The sequence below is a fragment of the Limnohabitans sp. genome, from assembly GCF_034680285.1.
Lineage (GTDB): Bacteria > Pseudomonadota > Gammaproteobacteria > Burkholderiales > Burkholderiaceae_C > Limnohabitans_A.
Genome location: NZ_JAXITC010000007.1, coordinates 138,882 through 154,787, shown reverse-complemented (window position 1 = coordinate 154,787; position 15,906 = coordinate 138,882). Strand labels below are relative to the sequence as shown.

Below are 15,906 nucleotides of genomic sequence, written 5' to 3'. Positions count from 1 at the left end.
GTTTTTGTCGATCAGGCGCAGAGCAGCGCTGGAAACGCGCAGACGCACCCAACGGTTTTCTGTTTCAACCCAGAAACGACGGTATTGCAGGTTCGGCAGGAACCGGCGCTTGGTTTTGTTGTTGGCGTGGGAAACGTTGTTTCCCGTCATTGGGCCTTTGCCCGTTACGTCGCAAACGCGTGCCATGTGGACACTCCGATACTTATAAAACAGCTGGTGCCGATGGGTCACATGCAGACTTGCATGGGGCCTGGCGCTCCAGCCTCACCTCGCCAAGATGGGTGGCGGTATCCCAGATCACTGTGCCTGTAGCCCCAGGCGATTGACCTGGGCAGAAGCAGCAAAGCCTTGGATTATAACCAGAAATCAGGCCTCGTTTTGCTCCAAGAAGCGCTGTGCATCGAGCGCCGCCATGCAGCCTGTGCCTGCGCTGGTGATGGCTTGTCGGTAAACGTGGTCTTGCACGTCGCCTGCTGCGAACACGCCGGGTACCGAAGTTTGGGTCGCAAAGCCCTTGAGGCCGCTTTGGGTCACGATGTAACCGTTTTCCAACTCAAGTTGCCCTTGGAAGATGTCGGTGTTGGGTGAGTGGCCAATGGCAATAAAACAGCCTTTGAGTTCCACGTCCTCCAAGCTGCCGTCCACGGTGCTTTTCAGGCGAACTCCAGTCACGCCCGAGGCGTCACCCAGCACTTCTTCCAGAGTCTGGAAGGTTTTCAGCACGATCTTGCCCGCCGCGACCTTGTCCATCAACTTGTCGACCAAGATGGGTTCGGCCTTGAATTTGTCGCGGCGGTGGATCAAATAGACCTTGCTGGCGATGTTGGACAAATACAGGGCTTCTTCAACAGCGGTGTTGCCACCGCCGACCACGCAGCAAAGTTGTTCGCGGTAAAAGAAGCCGTCACAGGTGGCGCAGCCGCTCACGCCGCGGCCCATGAAGGCGGTCTCGGACGGCAAGCCCAGGTATTTGGCCGAAGCACCCGTGGCGATGATCAGGCTGTCGCAGGTGTAGGTGCCGCTGTCGCCGATCAGGGTGAAGGGGCGCTGCTCAAGCTTCACCGTGTGGATGTGGTCAAACACGATCTCGGTGTTGAAGCGCTCGGCATGTTCCTGGAAACGTTGCATCAGGTCCGGACCTTGGACGCCGTGCACGTCAGCGGGCCAGTTGTCCACTTCGGTGGTTGTCATGAGCTGACCGCCTTGAGCCATGCCGGTGATCAAAAGCGGTTTCAGGTTAGCGCGGGCGGCGTAAACCGCTGCGGTGTATCCGGCAGGGCCGGAGCCGAGAATCAGAACTTGGGCATGTTTGGAAGTGGCGGACATGGTGAGCAATCGGGGAGGGCAAAGGTTGAAAAGACGAAGTCGGTACAAAGCACCGAATGGGGTGATTGTAAGAAACACGCAATGACGTCGAACCCAGAGGGATACCGATGGGGCCATGCAGCCCGCACGAGGGGTTTGATCGGGTAAGCTTGACCCTTAATTTATGACCTATTCACTGCACACATTGACCCATCCCACGGCTCGGGCCGAGGAAGTGGCGCCACCTCAGACGTTTTGGGCCCGTTTTGCCCAAGAAATCGTCCTGTTGATCGGCGGCGCAGCCCTTTTGCTTTGCCTTTTGGCATTGCTCAGTTACCAGCCGAGCGATCCGGCGTGGTCCACATCGGGGGGGGGGCAAGCGGTGCGCAACTGGATTGGTCGCGCAGGCGCCCTGTTGGCCGATTTGGCTTATTTCGGCTTGGGTTATTCCGCTTGGTGGTGCTTGGCCGCAGGGGGCCGGGCTTGGTTGGTGGGCTTGGCGCGTTGGATGCGTGGCGCCAGAAACGATGACACGATCGATGCCTCAACGACGGGCCGCAGTGGTCCATGGACATTCTGGTTGGGCCTGGTCTTGCTGCTGTCTGCCAGCACCAGCATTGAGTGGGCGCGTTTGTACCGTTTAGAGGCCAATTTGCCTGGGCACAGTGGTGGTGTTTTGGGTTATTTGATCGGATCGTTGGCGGTTCATTGGCTGGGTTTTACGGGGGCGGCATTGGCCGGTTTGGCCGCGCTGGTGGCGGGCGTGGCGATGGTGTTCCGCTTTTCTTGGGGCCAATTGGCCGAGGCTGTGGGTTCGCGCATTGATGGTCTGATCCGCTCACGCCACGTCAAGCGTGAGATGGAAGAAGATTTGGCCATGGGCCAGCAAGCCTTGCGCGAGCGGGAACAGGCCTTGCCCTCGCAACCGATTGAGCCGCAATGGGACATGGACCATTTGACCCCCGCACCTGAGGGCCAATTGGACCTGGAGCCTGTGCCATTGCCTGTGCCGCCGCCTGCGCCTCGGGTCATTGAACCCGCCGTTGTGGACGTGCCGCGCAGCGACAGGGTGGTCAAGGAACGCCAAAAGCCCCTATTCACCGAACTCCCCGACAGCAAACTGCCGCAAGTGGACCTGCTCGACAGCCTGTCGGTTCGCCAGGAAACCGTGTCGCCCGAAACGCTGGAAATGACCAGTCGCCTGATCGAGAAAAAGCTCAAGGATTTTGGCGTGGAAGTTCGCGTGGTGGCTGCAGCGCCTGGCCCGGTGATCACGCGTTACGAAATCGAACCGGCTACCGGCGTCAAGGGCTCTCAAGTGGTGAACCTGGCCAAGGATTTGGCGCGCTCGCTCAGCCTTGTATCGATCCGGGTCATCGAGACGATTCCCGGCAAAAACTTCATGGCCTTGGAGTTGCCCAACGCCAAGCGCCAATCGATCAAACTCAGCGAAATATTGGGCTCGCAGGTGTACCACGAAGCCAAGTCCATGCTGACCATGGGCTTGGGCAAAGACATCATTGGCAACCCGGTGGTGGCCGATTTGGCCAAGATGCCCCACGTTTTGGTGGCCGGTACCACGGGCTCTGGTAAGTCGGTCGGTATCAACGCCATGATTTTGTCGTTGCTTTACAAGGCCGAAGCGCGCGATGTGCGTCTCTTGATGATCGACCCCAAGATGCTGGAGATGTCGGTCTACGAAGGCATTCCACATTTGCTGGCCCCTGTGGTGACCGACATGCGTCAGGCTGCGCACGGCCTCAACTGGTGCGTGGCCGAGATGGAAAAGCGCTACAAACTCATGAGCAAAATGGGTGTGCGCAACTTGGCCGGTTACAACGTCAAGATCGACGAAGCCACCGCCCGCGAAGAGTTCATTTACAACCCGTTCAGCCTCACCCCGGACGACCCTGAGCCGCTCAAGCGTCTGCCGCACATCGTGGTGGTGATCGACGAGTTGGCCGACCTGATGATGGTGGTGGGCAAGAAGATCGAAGAGCTGATCGCCCGTTTGGCTCAAAAGGCCCGAGCCGCAGGCATCCATTTGATTTTGGCCACCCAGCGCCCCAGCGTGGACGTGATCACGGGCCTGATCAAGGCCAACATTCCGACGCGCATCGCCTTTCAGGTGTCGAGCAAGATCGACAGCCGCACCATCCTTGACCAGATGGGTGCCGAAGCCTTGCTGGGCATGGGCGACATGCTTTACATGCCCTCGGGCACGGGCTTCCCCATCCGGGTGCATGGCGCTTTTGTGAGCGACGAAGAGGTGCACCGGGTGGTGAGCTATCTGAAAAGTCAGGGCGAGCCTGACTACATCGAAGGCGTACTGGAAGGCGGCACGACCGACGACGACGGTGGCATGCTGGGCGAAGGTGACAACGATGAGAAAGATCCGATGTACGACCAAGCCGTCGAGGTGGTTTTGAAAAACCGCAAAGCCAGCATCTCTTTGGTGCAACGCCACCTGAAAATTGGCTACAACCGCGCTGCTCGCTTGGTCGAGGACATGGAAAAAGCTGGCTTGGTCAGCAGCATGAGCGGCAGCGGGCAACGTGAAATTTTGGTGCCCGCACGGGCAGAGTGACACCCATGAAAAACCATTCTTGGCCTTGCCGCGCAGCCTTGGCTCTTTGGGTCAAGGCCTCTTTGCTTGTGCTGGCCTTGGGTGGTGGCGCATGGGCCCGCGCCGATGGCCTGGATCTGTTGGCCCAGTTCATGAAGCAAGCCCGCAGTGGCCAAGCCCAGTTCACCCAAGTGGTCACATCACCCAGTAGGCCTGGACAGCTGGCGCGTGCCAAAACCTCCAGTGGCAGCTTCGAGTTTCAGCGACCCGGCAAGTTTCGCTTCGATTACCGCAAGCCTTTTGTACAAACCTTGGTGGCCGATGGCCAGACACTTTGGTTGCACGATCAAGACCTAAACCAGGTCACAGCCCGACCTCAGTCGCAGGTGCTGGGTGCCACCCCAGCCGCTTTGCTGACTTCTGCGTCTGATTTGCAAGCTTTGAAAAAAGACTTTCAGTTCACGCCCGAACCCGATCGTGACGGTTTGCAGTGGGTGCGGGCCACGCCCCAAGCGCCCGATGGGCCTATCCGCTCGGTGATGGTGGGTTTGCGTGCCGCAGCCAGTGGGCCAGAGCTGGCTGTGCTCGACGTGCAAGACAGTTTGGGGCAACGCTCTTTGTTGACCTTCTCGGCTTTCGAAACCAACCCTGTGTTGCCCGCCAACACCTTCGTGTACAAGGCCCCAGCGGGTGCCGACGTCATTCGCCCTTGATACAGGCAGCTTGGCCATGACCGCCGCTCACTTGTCCACTCATGCACCTTTGGCCGAACGGTTGCGCCCACGCCACTTGGGTGAGGTGATTGGGCAGCAGCATCTGCTCGGTGAGGGCATGGCGCTGCGCTTGGCTTTCGAGTCGGGACAGCCGCACAGCTGCATTCTGTGGGGACCTCCCGGGGTGGGTAAAACCACCATCGCCCGTTTGATGGCCGACGCATTTGACGCCCAGTTTTTGAGCATCAGCGCCGTTTTGGGCGGCATCAAAGACATCCGCGAAGCGGTGGAAAAAGCCGAAGCTGCCCGCACGGGATTGCACCCACAGCGCACCATCATGTTTGTGGACGAGGTGCACCGCTTCAACAAGAGCCAGCAAGACGCGTTTTTGCCGCATGTGGAAAGTGGCTTGTTCACCTTCATCGGTGCGACCACGGAAAACCCTTCCTTCGAGGTCAACTCGGCTTTGCTCTCACGGGCCGCTGTGTATGTGCTGCAACCTTTGGCAGAAGACGATCTGGGTCACATCGTGGAGAGGGCGCAGGCCATTCAAGCCATTCCTTCGATCGAGCCCGAGGCGTTGACCCGTCTTCTGGCCTATGCCGACGGCGATGCCCGTCGCTTGCTCAACACACTCGAAACCTTGGCCATGGCTGCCAAGCAGGAAAGCATCGATCCGGTGACGGACGCGTGGCTGATGAGGGTGTTGGGTGAACGCATGCGCCGCTACGACAAAGGCGGAGAGCAGTTTTACGACACCATCAGCGCCCTGCACAAGTCGGTGCGTGGCTCCGACCCCGATGCCGCCCTGTATTGGTTTGTGCGCATGCTCGACGGTGGGGCAGACCCACGTTACATGGCGCGGCGCTTGATCCGCATGGCGAGCGAAGACATTGGGTTGGCGGATCCCCGCGCCCTGCGCATGGCGCTTGATGCCGCCGATGTGTACGAGCGCCTGGGCAGCCCTGAAGGCGAGTTGACGCTGGCGCAGTGCGTGATTTATCTGGCCATCGCCCCCAAATCGAATGCTGCCTACAAGGCATTCAAAGACGCCAAAACGTGGGTCAAACAAGATGGCACGCGCCCAGTGCCCATGCATTTGCGCAATGCCCCCACCCAACTCATGAAGCAGCTCGACTACGGCAAAGGCTACCGCTATGCCCACGACGAGGAAGACGGCTTTGCTGCAGGCGAGCGCTATTTACCAGAGGGCATGCCTGAGCCCGGCTTTTACAAACCGGTTCGCCGGGGTCTGGAAATCAAAATTGCTGACAAATTGGAAGAACTGCGAAAGAAAAATGCAGCCACAGGGTAATTCCTCACGACATTGAATACGGTCGGGATACTTTCTTTCACTACAATCCCGCCACCCCGCCCGGTGTTGAAGCGATCTGGCGGGTTTTTTGCTAGTGGTCAGCGCCTGCTCAAAAGGTGGGCTTGACTTGAGAACAACAACCGAAGCGAAGACCTGTTAAGCGCGGGTCACACACGGAGAAATTTATGGACGTCTTCCTCCAACAGGTCATCAACGGCCTCGTCATGGGCAGCATGTACGCCTTGGTGGCCTTGGGCTACACCATGGTTTACGGCATCATCAACCTGATCAACTTTGCGCACGGAGAAGTGCTGATGGTGGGTGCACTGACCAGCTGGTCGGCCATCGGCATGATGCAGGGCGCCATGCCTGGCGCACCAGGGTGGGTCATTTTGATTTTGGCCACCTTGATCGCCTGCGTGGTGGCCGTCGTTTTGAATTTTTCGATTGAGAAGATTGCCTACCGGCCGCTGCGCAACAGCCCCAAGTTGGCCCCCCTGATCACCGCCATTGGCATGAGCATCTTGCTGCAGACGCTGGCCATGATCATTTGGAAGCCGAACTACAAGGCCTACCCCACTTTGCTGTCGAGCACACCCATCAACATGGGTGGCGTGGTCATCACGCCCACGCAAATCATGATTTTGGGCGTCACCGCAGTTTCCTTGGCGGTATTGATGTGGTTGGTGAATTACACCCGTTTGGGCCGTGCCATGCGTGCGACCTCCGAGAACCCGCGCGTAGCGGCTTTGATGGGTGTCAAGCCCGACATGGTGATTTCTGCCACGTTTGTGATTGGTGCCATCTTGGCCGCCATCGCAGGTGTGATGTACGCGTCCAACTACGGAACGGCTCAGCACGCCATGGGCTTCTTGCCGGGGCTCAAAGCCTTCACCGCAGCGGTGTTTGGCGGCATTGGTAATCTGTCTGGTGCCGTGATTGGCGGCATTTTGCTGGGTCTGATCGAAGCCATTGGCTCGGGCTACATCGGTCACCTCACGGGCGGTGTCTTGGGCAGCCATTACACCGATATTTTTGCGTTCATTGTTCTGATCATCGTGCTGACTCTGCGTCCCTCGGGCCTCATGGGTGAGCGTGTGGCCGATCGCGCTTGATGGAGCAAATATGAAAAACAACAAAACACTTCAATACATCCTGATCGCTGCAGGGCTGATTGCATTGCCCTTGATCCTGCAAGTTTTCGGCAACGCCTGGGTGCGTATCGCCGACATGGCCTTGCTGTACATCTTGCTGGCCATTGGCCTGAACATCGTGGTGGGTTATGCCGGTTTGCTCGACTTGGGTTACGTGGCTTTCTTTGCGGTGGGGGCCTACATGTACGGCTTGCTGTCGTCGCCACACCTGACCAACACCTTTGCATGGATCGCCGCGGCTTATCCCACGGGCATGCACATGCCGATTTGGCTCATCGTGCCTGTAGGCGCTGCGCTGGCGGGCCTGTTTGGCATGTTGCTGGGTGCGCCCACGCTCAAGTTGCGTGGCGACTACCTGGCCATCGTGACCTTGGGCTTTGGTGAAATCATCCGTGTGTTCATGAACAACCTGGACCATCCCATCAACATCACCAACGGCCCCAAGGGTTTGGACCAGATCGATCCCATTTCGATTTTTGGTCTGAACCTCGGCAAGAAGCTGATGATTGGTGATTTCGAAATAGCTTCGGTCTCGCTCTATTACTACCTGTTCCTGAGCTTGGTGCTGGTGACCATCTTGATCTCTTACCGCTTGGAAGTTTCTCGCATTGGACGCGCCTGGATGGCGATCCGCGAAGACGAAATCGCCGCCAAGGCCATGGGCCTGAACACCCGCAACCTCAAGCTGTTGGCGTTTGGCATGGGCGCTACCTTCGGTGGTGTGTCCGGCGCTATGTTCGCAGGCTTCCAAGGTTTCATCTCGCCAGAGTCCTTCAGTCTGATGGAGTCGGTGATGATCGTGGCGATGGTGGTGCTCGGTGGTTTGGGCTATTTGCCCGGTGTGATTTTGGGCGCCATTTTGTTGTCCGCATTGCCCGAGGTGCTGCGCTATGTCGCCGGCCCACTGCAAGAGATGACAGGCGGTCGTTTGGACGCCTCCATCCTGCGCCAATTGCTCGTGGCTTTGGCCATGATCGTGATCATGTTGATGCGTCCTCGCGGGCTGTGGCCCTCGCCTGAGCATGGCAAATCGCTCAAGACGAAATGAAGGAGCAGAACATGAATCCAACAGCCAACAAAGACACCGTTCTCAACGTATCCGGCATTTCCAAACGATTTGGCGGTCTGCAGGCCCTCTCGGACGTGGGCATCACCATTCAGCGCGGTCAGGTCTATGGCCTGATCGGTCCCAACGGCGCAGGCAAGACCACGTTTTTCAACGTGATTACGGGCCTGTACACACCCGACAGCGGCACTTTTGAACTGGCAGGCAAGCCCTACCAGCCCACGGCCGTGCACGAAGTGGCCAAGGCCGGCATTGCCCGCACATTCCAGAACATCCGCTTGTTTGCCGAAATGACGGCCCTGGAAAACGTGATGGTGGGCCGCCATGTGCGCACCCACTCTGGTTTGCTGGGGGCGATTTTCCGCACGCCCAGTTTCAAAGCCGAAGAGGCCGCGATTGCACAACGCGCACAAGAACTGCTCGACTACGTGGGCATTGGCAAGTTTGCAGACTACAAAGCCCGCACCTTGTCCTATGGCGATCAACGTCGCCTGGAAATTGCCCGCGCTTTGGCAACCGACCCGCAGCTGATTGCACTGGATGAACCTGCCGCTGGCATGAACGCCACTGAAAAAGTGCAACTGCGCGAGTTGATCGACCAGATCCGCAAGGACAACCGCACCATCTTGTTGATCGAACACGATGTGAAGCTGGTCATGGGCTTGTGCGACCGCGTCACGGTGCTCGACTACGGCAAACAAATTGCCGAAGGCACGCCCGCTGATGTGCAGAAGAATGAAAAAGTGATTGAAGCCTATTTGGGCACGGGAGGACACTGAGATGGCCGACATCCTTTTGAAAGTCAAAGACCTGCAAGTGGGCTACGGCGGCATTCAGGCAGTCAAAGGCGTGAGCCTCGAAGTGCGCGAAGGCGAGTTGGTCTCATTGATCGGCTCCAACGGTGCGGGCAAAACCACCACCATGAAAGCCATCACAGGCACATTGCCTTTGCAAGCAGGCGACATCGAGTACCTGGGCAAGAGCATCAAGGGCCAAGGCCCTTGGGATTTGGTCAAGCAAGGCCTGGCCATGGTGCCAGAAGGCCGTGGCGTGTTCACCCGCATGACCATCACCGAGAACCTGCAAATGGGCGCTTACATCCGCTCCGATGCTGCGGGCATTGCGGATGACATCGAGAAAATGTTCACGATCTTCCCGCGTCTGCGCGAACGCAAGGACCAACTGGCGGGCACCATGTCCGGTGGCGAGCAGCAAATGCTGGCCATGGGCCGCGCCCTGATGAGCCGCCCCAAGGTCTTGTTGCTGGACGAGCCGTCCATGGGCTTGTCGCCCATCATGGTCGACAAGATCTTCGAGGTGGTGCGCGACGTTTACGCCCAAGGCGTGACGGTGCTGCTGGTGGAGCAAAACGCCAGCCGTGCGCTGGCCATTGCCGACCGGGGTTATGTGATGGACTCGGGCCTCATCACCATGACCGGGGTGGGCAAAGACATGCTCGAAGACCCCAAAGTGCGAGCAGCCTACTTGGGCGAGTGAGCCTCTACCCGTTCAGCAAAAAGCCCGGCATGCCGGGCTTTTTGCATTCAGGGCCAGACCGAGCTCAATCCACCCGTGCCCCACTGGCCTTGACCACGCTTTCGTAGCGAGTCAGCTCCTGCTTCATGAAGGCAGCAAACTGTTCAGGTGTATTGCCAACAGGTTCGGCCAGCAGTTGACCAAAACGTGTTTTGGTTTCGGGCGCTTGCAGTGCGGCGACAAACGCTTTGTTCAACCGCTCCACCACATCGCGTGGTGTGGCCGCAGGTGCCACCAGACCCCACCAAGTGTCGATCGAAAAATCTTTCAAGGTTTCGCTCATGCTCGGAATGTCGGGCAGTGAGTTGCTGCGCTGGGCAGTGGTCACAGCCAGCGCTTTGAGCCTGCCCGCCTTGATGTTGGCCGCTGCCGTGGCCAGGTTGTCGAAGTTGAAATCCACTTGGCCCGACAACAAAGCCAGCTGCGCTGGGTTGCCACCGTTGTAGGGAATGTGCACCGCAAAAATGCCGGCAGCCCGCTTGAACATTTCACCTGCCAGATGGCCCGCACTGCCGTTGCCACCGGAGCCAAAGTTCAACTTGGCGGGGTTGGCTTTGGCGTAGGCCACCAAATCGGCCAGGGTGTTGATCTTCAGGCGCTGCGCGGTCTCGGCGTTCATCACCAGCACATTGGGCACGCGCAGCATTTGGGTGATGGGCGCAAAGTCACGGCTCGCGTCATACGGCATCTTGGCAAACAGCCAAGGGTTGATGGCATGCGTGGCCGTGGCCGCTATGCCGATCGTCAGGCCATCGGGTGCGGCCTTGGCCACCAAGTCAGCGCCTAGGTTGCCGCCTGCGCCGGGGCGGTTCTCGATGATGACGGTGCCCAAGCTGTCTTTCACACGTTCGGCCAGAGCCCGCGCCGTGACGTCGATCGGGCCGCCAGGGGCATAGGGCACGATGATGCGTATGGGCTTGCCTTGCGCCCATGCAGGTGCGCTAAGGGCAAGTGAAGCGGTGGCAAACTGGCGGCGGTTGATCAAAGTCATGGTGTGCTCCGGAAATAGGCGTTTCAGGCCTTGGCTTTGTCTGCCTCAGACGTGAAGGAGTCTGCGTAGAACTCTTCTTCGGGCAAACCGCCTTGTGCCACATAGTCACGCTTGGCCGAGTCCACCACGATGGGCGCACCGCAGGCATAGACCTGGTGGCCCGACAAATCAGGGAAGTCCTGCAACACGGCCTGGTGCACAAAGCCGGCGCGGCCTGTCCAGTGGTCTTCGGCTTCGGCGTTCGAGATCACGGGCACATATTTCAGGTTGGGCATCTCGGCCAAGCGGGCTTCCACCCAATCGGCCATGTACAAATCGGCTGGGCGGCGACCGCCCCAGTACAGGGTGGCCGGGCGGGTGATGCCGCGGTGTTGCATGTGCTCGATCAGCGCCTTGATGGGGGCAAAGCCCGTGCCTGAGGCCAGCAGCACGATGGGCTTGTCACTGTCTTCACGCAAGTAGAAGCTGCCGTACGGGCCTTCGGCACGCAGGATGTCTTTTTCCTTCATGGTGGTGAACACCGGGTCGGTGAACTTGCCGCCGGGCATGTGGCGGATGTGCAGCTCCACCGTGGGGGGGGCCACTTCGAGGGTGTGCGGCGCATTGGCCATGCTGTAGCTGCGGCGCGAGCCGTCACGCAGCAAAAACTCGATGTACTGGCCCGCGTGGAACTTCATCACGTCGTTGGCAGGCAGTTGCAGTTTCAGCACGATCACGTCGTGAGACTTTTTCTCCAGGCTGACCACACGCACCGGCATTTTCTTGACGGGCAAGCCACCTTCTGCGGTCACCTGTTTGGATTCAAGCACCACATCGCTTTGGGCGGTGGCGCAGCAAGTCAGCACCAATCCCTGGACTTCTTCGTCTGCAGACAGGGCTTTGTCCTGGTGCGGGCCATGCACCACTGTGCCCGAGATCTTTTTGCATTTGCACGAACCGCAAGCGCCGTCTTTGCAGCCATAGGGCAGACCAATGCCTTGGCGAATGCCAGCGGCCAGTAGGGTTTCTTTATCGTCGGCGGTGAAGCTGCGGCCACTGGGCTGCACAGAAATTTGAAAGCTCATCTTTTGGGTATCCTAGAGGGCGTGAATATGACTCGGAACCCCTGATTTTGCCTTCAAACCAAACCCCCTTGGGTGCACTGCCCGCCCGTTTTCGCCGCCAGCGTGTTTTGATCGTGGGTTGCGGCGATGTGGGCTTGCGCACGGCAGGTCAGTTGGGCGCTCCACAGAGCCAACGCGTGCGCTTGATGGCCTTGACGTCATCGCCAGAGCGCGTGCGTTTGCTGCGAGCTTGCGGCATCACCCCCTTGCAAGGTGACCTGGACGATGCAGCCAGCCTCAAGCGCTTGGCAGGCATCGCGCACCGCGTGATCCATCTGGCGCCACCGCCGACCGACCGCCGCGGAGCGTCTGAGCGCGATCCGCGCAGCCTGGCTTTGGTGCGTGCTTTGCGATTGCGCTCTCTGCCCCAAGTGTTGGTGTACGGCTCCACCACGGGTGTTTATGGCGACTGCGGGGGACAGTGGGTGAATGAAACCCGACCTACCAAGCCGCATACCCCCCGTGCACAGCGGCGTGTCGATGCCGAAAGCCTGATGCGTTTTCTGGGGCGCAGCGGCGTGCGGGTGAGTGTGTTGCGCATCCCCGGCATATACGCCCCCGACCGCGAAGGCGGCACGCCCCGAGAGCGCTTGCTCAAGGGCACGCCTGTGCTGGTGGCCAAGGAGGACGTGTACACCAACCACATTCATGCCAACGATTTGGCGCGAGCCTGCGCTGCGGCCCTGTGGCGCGGCAAGCCCCAGCGTGTGGTCAACGTGACCGACGACACCGATCTGAAAATGGGCGACTATTTCGACTTGGCTGCTGGCTTGTATGGTTTGTCTAAACCGCCACGCATTTCGCGCAGCGATGCCAACACCGCCTTGCCCTTGATGCTGCTGAGCTTCATGAGCGAATCCCGTCGGCTGGACAACACCCGCATGAAAAAAGAATTGAAAGTCCGCTTGCACTACCCGCATGTGCGCGACGGCCTGAGCCCTCAAGGCGCCTTGTTTTCGGTGGCGCGATGACATCCTTGCGCATTGACAAATGGCTGTGGGCGGCCCGTTTCTACAAAACCCGCAGCCTGGCCAGCGATGAAATCGGCAAAAACCGTGTGCAGGTCAACGGGCAAGACGCCAAGCCGTCCAAAGAAGTCAAACCCGGCGACACCGTGTGCCTGCGCCAAGGCGCTGTGGAGCGAACAGTGGTGGTGCAGGGCTTGAGTGGCGTTCGCGGCCCGGCTCCTGTCGCCCAGCTGCTGTACACAGAAACCCCGGAAAGCATCGCTGCCCGCCAAAAAGCGGCGGAGCAGCACCGTCTGGCCCGCGAGCCTGCGCTCAGCATTGAGCAAGGCCGCCCCACCAAGCGCGACCGCCGGCAAATCGAAAAGACTTGGGATAACCGGTGGAGTGCGGGGATCGATTGATCTGAAAAACCAAAAGAAAAAGCCGCAAGTTACTGGAACTTGCGGCTTTTTGTTTGGTGCCCGGGGCCGGACTCGAACCGGCACGCCTTGCGGCGGGGGATTTTGAGTCCCCTGAGTCTACCAATTTCACCACCCGGGCAGGTATTCGTGAAGACCTGAATTATGGCACATTATTGGGATGATTTATCCAACCATTGAAGATGCGATCGGCAAAACACCTTTGGTGGCTTTGCAACGTTTGGGGGCCGCCGATTCGGCGGCTCGTGGCAATGTCATTTTGGGCAAGCTGGAGGGCAACAATCCTGCGGGTTCCGTCAAGGACCGGCCGGCTTTGTCGATGATTCGCCGGGCCGAGGAGCGGGGTGAGATCAAGCCCGGTGACACCCTGATCGAGGCGACATCTGGCAACACCGGCATTGCGCTGGCCATGGCGGCCGCCATCAAGGGCTACCGCATGGTCTTGATCATGCCCGAGGACCTGTCGATTGAACGCGCCCAGACCATGAAGGCTTTTGGTGCTGAGCTGATCCTCACGCCCAAGAGTGGCGGCATGGAATACGCCAGGGATCTCGCCGACAACATGGCTGCGCAAGGCAAGGGCCGCATCCTGGACCAGTTTGCCAATGCCGATAACCCGCGCATCCATTACGAAACCACCGGCCCCGAGATCTGGGAGCAGACTGGCGGCAAGGTCACCCACTTTGTCAGCGCCATGGGCACCACGGGTACCATCACGGGCGTCTCGCGCTACCTGAAAGAAAAGAACCCGGCCATCCGCATCATTGGCGCACAGCCCAGCGAAGGCTCGCGGATTCCGGGCATTCGCAAGTGGCCGCAAGAGTACCTGCCCAAAATTTATGACGCGAGCTTGGTCGACGAGCTGGTTTATGTGAGCCAAAGCGATGCCGAGGAAACCTGTCGCCAAATGGCCCGCAGCGAGGGCATTTTTGCGGGAATTTCGGCCGCAGGCGCTTGTTGGGTCGCGCAGGAGATTGCGAAAACGGTGCAAAACGCCACCATCGTGTTCATTGTGTGCGATCGCGGTGATCGCTACTTGTCCACAGGCGTGTTCCCCGCCTGAACCCAGGATGCCCCATGGCTGAATTTCGTTTTTGCCCGCAATGCGCCACGCCTTTGGCTTGGCAGACTCAATTGGAAGACGGTGGCGAGGTCATGCGTCTGCGCTGCACCGCTTGCGACTTCACCCATTGGAACAACCCCACGCCCGTGCTGGCGGGCATCGTGCAAGTGGGCGACCAAATTTTGTTGGCCCGCAATGCCGCATGGCCGGGCCGGCGTTTTGCGCTGATCACCGGCTTCATGGAGGCGGGCGAAACACCTGAAGAAGGCATCACGCGCGAGATTGCCGAAGAAACCAATCTGAAGGTGTCAGCCCTCAAGTTGATTGGCGTCTACGACTTCCAGCGCATGAACCAAGTGATCATTGCCTACCATGCGGTAGCCGAAGGCGAGGTGCGTTTGTCACCCGAATTGGCCGAGTACAAGATGTTCGATTTCAAAGACTTGATTTGCTGGCCTGCGGGCACTGGCTACGCATTGGGCGACTGGTTACGCACCATCGGCATTGAGCCGAAGTTCATGTCGTGGGAAGAGCGTGCCGCGCAAAGCCAAGAATCGAATCAGGACACATGATGCACATCGACAAGGAAATAGACACCAGCGGCCTGAACTGCCCCTTGCCCATTTTGAAGGCCAAAAAGGCCCTGAACGAGATGATCAGCGGGCAGGTGCTCAAAGTGACGGCAACCGACCCTGGGGCTTGGCGTGATTTCGAGGCCTTTGCCCGTCAAACAGGCAACGATTTGCTGATGCAGGAAAAGACCGAAACGGCATTTGTGTTTGCACTCAAACGCCGCTGAGATTTCCCGATGAATCTCAGAGGCTCAAGCTCTTGAGGTAGTCGCGGAACGATGCACCCACCTGAGGGTGCTGCAAAGCCAGCTCGACCGTGGCTTCCAAGAAGCCTTCCTTGCTGCCGCAATCGTAGCGCTTGCCTTGGTACTGGAAGGCGTAGACCGCTTCACGCTGCATCAGTCGAGCAATCGCGTCGGTGAGTTGGATTTCGCCGCCCACGCCTGTGGGCTGGTTGCGGATCTCGTCAAAAATACCTGGCGTCAGGATGTAGCGACCGGCCACGCCCATGCGCGAAGGGGCTTTGTCTGGGCTGGGTTTCTCGACGATTTGTTCGACGCGTATCAATTGGCGGCCAGCGGGCTCACCAGCCACGATGCCGTAGCGCTTGACTTGGTCAAGTGGCACTTCTTGCACCGCCAGCACTGAGCGGCCTTGCTTGGTGTAGGCCTCGACCATCTGGGACAGGATGGAAGGGCCCGAGTTGACCATCAGGTCATCGGCCAACAGCACAGCAAACGGTTCATTGCCCACCAGGGGCTCGGCGCAGAGCACGGCGTGACCCAAGCCCAGCATGCGGTTTTGCCGCACATAAGCGCACACCATGTCGTCGGGCTGCACTGAGCGCACCAAGGCCAGCAATTCGTCTTTGTGGGCCGCTTCGAGTTCGCTTTCGAGTTCGTAGGCGGTGTCAAAGTGGTCTTCGATGGCACGTTTGCTGCGGCCCGTCACAAAGATCATGTGCCGCACTCCCGCCGCGTAGGCTTCCTCCACCGCGTACTGGATCAGCGGCTTGTCGACCACCGGCAGCATCTCTTTGGGCGCAGCTTTGGTCGCTGGCAAAAAGCGTGTGCCCAAACCAGCCACAGGGAAAACGGCTTTGCGAATGACGTTGTGGCTCATGGTGTCTCCGAGG

The 15,906-nt window shown here is 59.1% G+C and carries 17 protein-coding genes and 1 tRNA gene; 12 read left to right on the top strand and 6 right to left on the bottom strand.

Annotated elements, in window-relative coordinates; all coding sequences use genetic code 11:
* Together rpmB and trxB are read right to left on the bottom strand one after the other, a co-directional pair.
* Window positions 1-186 (bottom strand): 50S ribosomal protein L28 (rpmB, locus tag SWE17_RS08040; protein WP_322992574.1); only part of this gene is annotated, 186 nt, incomplete at its 3' end.
* A 180-nt stretch (window positions 187-366) separates the two neighbouring features.
* The gene (gene trxB, locus SWE17_RS08035) at window positions 367-1,326 is read right to left on the bottom strand and encodes a thioredoxin-disulfide reductase (RefSeq protein WP_322992573.1); all 960 of its coding nucleotides are present in this window, start codon (window positions 1,324-1,326) and stop codon (window positions 367-369) included.
* 163 nt (window positions 1,327-1,489) lie between these two features.
* On the opposite strand from trxB, the gene SWE17_RS08030 reads away from it, so the two are divergent.
* The 7 genes from SWE17_RS08030 (at window position 1,490) to SWE17_RS08000 (ending at window position 9,616) form a co-directional block, all read left to right on the top strand.
* Window positions 1,490-3,892 carry a DNA translocase FtsK gene (locus SWE17_RS08030; RefSeq protein WP_322992572.1) on the top strand — a complete coding sequence of 801 codons (2,403 nt, stop codon included), beginning with the start codon at window positions 1,490-1,492 and terminating at the stop codon, window positions 3,890-3,892.
* Window positions 3,893-3,897: 5 nt separating this feature from the next.
* The gene (gene lolA, locus SWE17_RS08025; RefSeq protein WP_322992571.1) at window positions 3,898-4,584 is read left to right on the top strand and encodes an outer membrane lipoprotein chaperone LolA; all 687 of its coding nucleotides are present in this window, start codon (window positions 3,898-3,900) and stop codon (window positions 4,582-4,584) included.
* 16 nt (window positions 4,585-4,600) lie between these two features.
* Window positions 4,601-5,899, top strand: a complete 1,299-nt coding sequence (locus SWE17_RS08020; RefSeq protein WP_322992570.1) for a replication-associated recombination protein A — start codon at window positions 4,601-4,603, stop codon at window positions 5,897-5,899.
* 185 nt (window positions 5,900-6,084) lie between these two features.
* Entirely contained in the window at window positions 6,085-7,014 is a 930-nt protein-coding gene (locus SWE17_RS08015) for a branched-chain amino acid ABC transporter permease (RefSeq protein ID WP_322992569.1), read from the top strand.
* Between the two features lie 10 nt (window positions 7,015-7,024).
* Window positions 7,025-8,101 carry a branched-chain amino acid ABC transporter permease gene (locus SWE17_RS08010; protein WP_322992568.1) on the top strand — a complete coding sequence of 359 codons (1,077 nt, stop codon included), beginning with the start codon at window positions 7,025-7,027 and terminating at the stop codon, window positions 8,099-8,101.
* Between the two features lie 11 nt (window positions 8,102-8,112).
* Window positions 8,113-8,898 (top strand): ABC transporter ATP-binding protein, encoded by a 786-nt coding sequence (locus tag SWE17_RS08005; RefSeq protein ID WP_240606677.1) that lies wholly within the window; start codon window positions 8,113-8,115, stop codon window positions 8,896-8,898.
* Between the two features lies 1 nt (window position 8,899).
* Entirely contained in the window at window positions 8,900-9,616 is a 717-nt protein-coding gene (locus tag SWE17_RS08000; protein WP_108312747.1) for an ABC transporter ATP-binding protein, read from the top strand.
* A 64-nt stretch (window positions 9,617-9,680) separates the two neighbouring features.
* Here SWE17_RS08000 and SWE17_RS07995 read toward each other — a convergent pair whose 3' ends face one another.
* Together SWE17_RS07995 and SWE17_RS07990 are read right to left on the bottom strand one after the other, a co-directional pair.
* Window positions 9,681-10,646, bottom strand: coding sequence for a tripartite tricarboxylate transporter substrate binding protein (locus SWE17_RS07995; protein WP_322992567.1), 966 nt, complete (start codon window positions 10,644-10,646; stop codon window positions 9,681-9,683).
* 23 nt (window positions 10,647-10,669) lie between these two features.
* Window positions 10,670-11,710 carry a CDP-6-deoxy-delta-3,4-glucoseen reductase gene (locus SWE17_RS07990; RefSeq protein WP_322992566.1) on the bottom strand — a complete coding sequence of 347 codons (1,041 nt, stop codon included), beginning with the start codon at window positions 11,708-11,710 and terminating at the stop codon, window positions 10,670-10,672.
* Window positions 11,711-11,757: 47 nt separating this feature from the next.
* On the opposite strand from SWE17_RS07990, the gene SWE17_RS07985 reads away from it, so the two are divergent.
* Entirely contained in the window at window positions 11,758-12,720 is a 963-nt protein-coding gene (locus SWE17_RS07985; protein ID WP_322992565.1) for an SDR family oxidoreductase, read from the top strand.
* Window positions 12,717-13,118: an RNA-binding S4 domain-containing protein gene (locus SWE17_RS07980; protein ID WP_108312751.1), complete on the top strand. Its 402-nt coding sequence runs from the start codon at window positions 12,717-12,719 to the stop codon at window positions 13,116-13,118. Before SWE17_RS07985 ends, SWE17_RS07980 begins: the two co-directional genes overlap by 4 nt.
* A 54-nt stretch (window positions 13,119-13,172) precedes the next feature.
* Here SWE17_RS07980 and SWE17_RS07975 read toward each other — a convergent pair.
* Window positions 13,173-13,257: transfer RNA gene (locus SWE17_RS07975), tRNA-Leu, on the bottom strand.
* A gap of 39 nt (window positions 13,258-13,296) precedes the next feature.
* On the opposite strand from SWE17_RS07975, the gene cysM reads away from it, so the two are divergent.
* The 3 genes from cysM to SWE17_RS07960 are packed head-to-tail and all read left to right on the top strand — an operon-like array spanning window position 13,297 to window position 14,998.
* Window positions 13,297-14,199, top strand: coding sequence for a cysteine synthase CysM (gene cysM / locus SWE17_RS07970; protein ID WP_322992564.1), 903 nt, complete (start codon window positions 13,297-13,299; stop codon window positions 14,197-14,199).
* Between the two features lie 14 nt (window positions 14,200-14,213).
* A complete protein-coding gene (locus SWE17_RS07965) occupies window positions 14,214-14,771 on the top strand; it encodes an NUDIX hydrolase (protein WP_322992563.1) in 558 nt (185 codons plus the stop codon).
* A complete protein-coding gene (locus SWE17_RS07960; RefSeq protein WP_322992562.1) occupies window positions 14,771-14,998 on the top strand; it encodes a sulfurtransferase TusA family protein in 228 nt (75 codons plus the stop codon). The genes SWE17_RS07965 and SWE17_RS07960 overlap by 1 nt, the downstream gene beginning before the upstream one ends.
* A 16-nt stretch (window positions 14,999-15,014) precedes the next feature.
* Here the strand turns inward: SWE17_RS07960 and galU are convergent, their stop codons facing one another.
* Window positions 15,015-15,893: a UTP--glucose-1-phosphate uridylyltransferase GalU gene (galU, locus tag SWE17_RS07955; protein ID WP_322992561.1), complete on the bottom strand. Its 879-nt coding sequence runs from the start codon at window positions 15,891-15,893 to the stop codon at window positions 15,015-15,017.
* Window positions 15,894-15,906: the final 13 nt, after the last annotated feature.

Excerpts from the sequence above, each read along its gene's own strand:
- SWE17_RS08000 (WP_108312747.1), top strand. The coding sequence starts at position 8,900 with ATGGCCGACATCCTTTTGAAAGTCAAAGACCTGCAAGTGGGCTACGGC.
- SWE17_RS07995 (WP_322992567.1), bottom strand. The coding sequence starts at position 10,646 with ATGACTTTGATCAACCGCCGCCAGTTTGCCACCGCTTCACTTGCCCTT.
- cysM (WP_322992564.1), top strand. The coding sequence starts at position 13,297 with ATGATTTATCCAACCATTGAAGATGCGATCGGCAAAACACCTTTGGTG.
- SWE17_RS07990 (WP_322992566.1), bottom strand. The coding sequence starts at position 11,710 with ATGAGCTTTCAAATTTCTGTGCAGCCCAGTGGCCGCAGCTTCACCGCC.
- SWE17_RS08030 (WP_322992572.1), top strand. The coding sequence starts at position 1,490 with ATGACCTATTCACTGCACACATTGACCCATCCCACGGCTCGGGCCGAG.
- SWE17_RS08020 (WP_322992570.1), top strand. The coding sequence starts at position 4,601 with ATGACCGCCGCTCACTTGTCCACTCATGCACCTTTGGCCGAACGGTTG.
- SWE17_RS08010 (WP_322992568.1), top strand. The coding sequence starts at position 7,025 with ATGAAAAACAACAAAACACTTCAATACATCCTGATCGCTGCAGGGCTG.
- SWE17_RS07980 (WP_108312751.1), top strand. The coding sequence starts at position 12,717 with ATGACATCCTTGCGCATTGACAAATGGCTGTGGGCGGCCCGTTTCTAC.
- galU (WP_322992561.1), bottom strand. The coding sequence starts at position 15,893 with ATGAGCCACAACGTCATTCGCAAAGCCGTTTTCCCTGTGGCTGGTTTG.
- trxB (WP_322992573.1), bottom strand. The coding sequence starts at position 1,326 with ATGTCCGCCACTTCCAAACATGCCCAAGTTCTGATTCTCGGCTCCGGC.
- SWE17_RS08015 (WP_322992569.1), top strand. The coding sequence starts at position 6,085 with ATGGACGTCTTCCTCCAACAGGTCATCAACGGCCTCGTCATGGGCAGC.
- SWE17_RS07965 (WP_322992563.1), top strand. The coding sequence starts at position 14,214 with ATGGCTGAATTTCGTTTTTGCCCGCAATGCGCCACGCCTTTGGCTTGG.
- lolA (WP_322992571.1), top strand. The coding sequence starts at position 3,898 with ATGAAAAACCATTCTTGGCCTTGCCGCGCAGCCTTGGCTCTTTGGGTC.
- SWE17_RS07960 (WP_322992562.1), top strand. The coding sequence starts at position 14,771 with ATGCACATCGACAAGGAAATAGACACCAGCGGCCTGAACTGCCCCTTG.
- SWE17_RS08005 (WP_240606677.1), top strand. The coding sequence starts at position 8,113 with ATGAATCCAACAGCCAACAAAGACACCGTTCTCAACGTATCCGGCATT.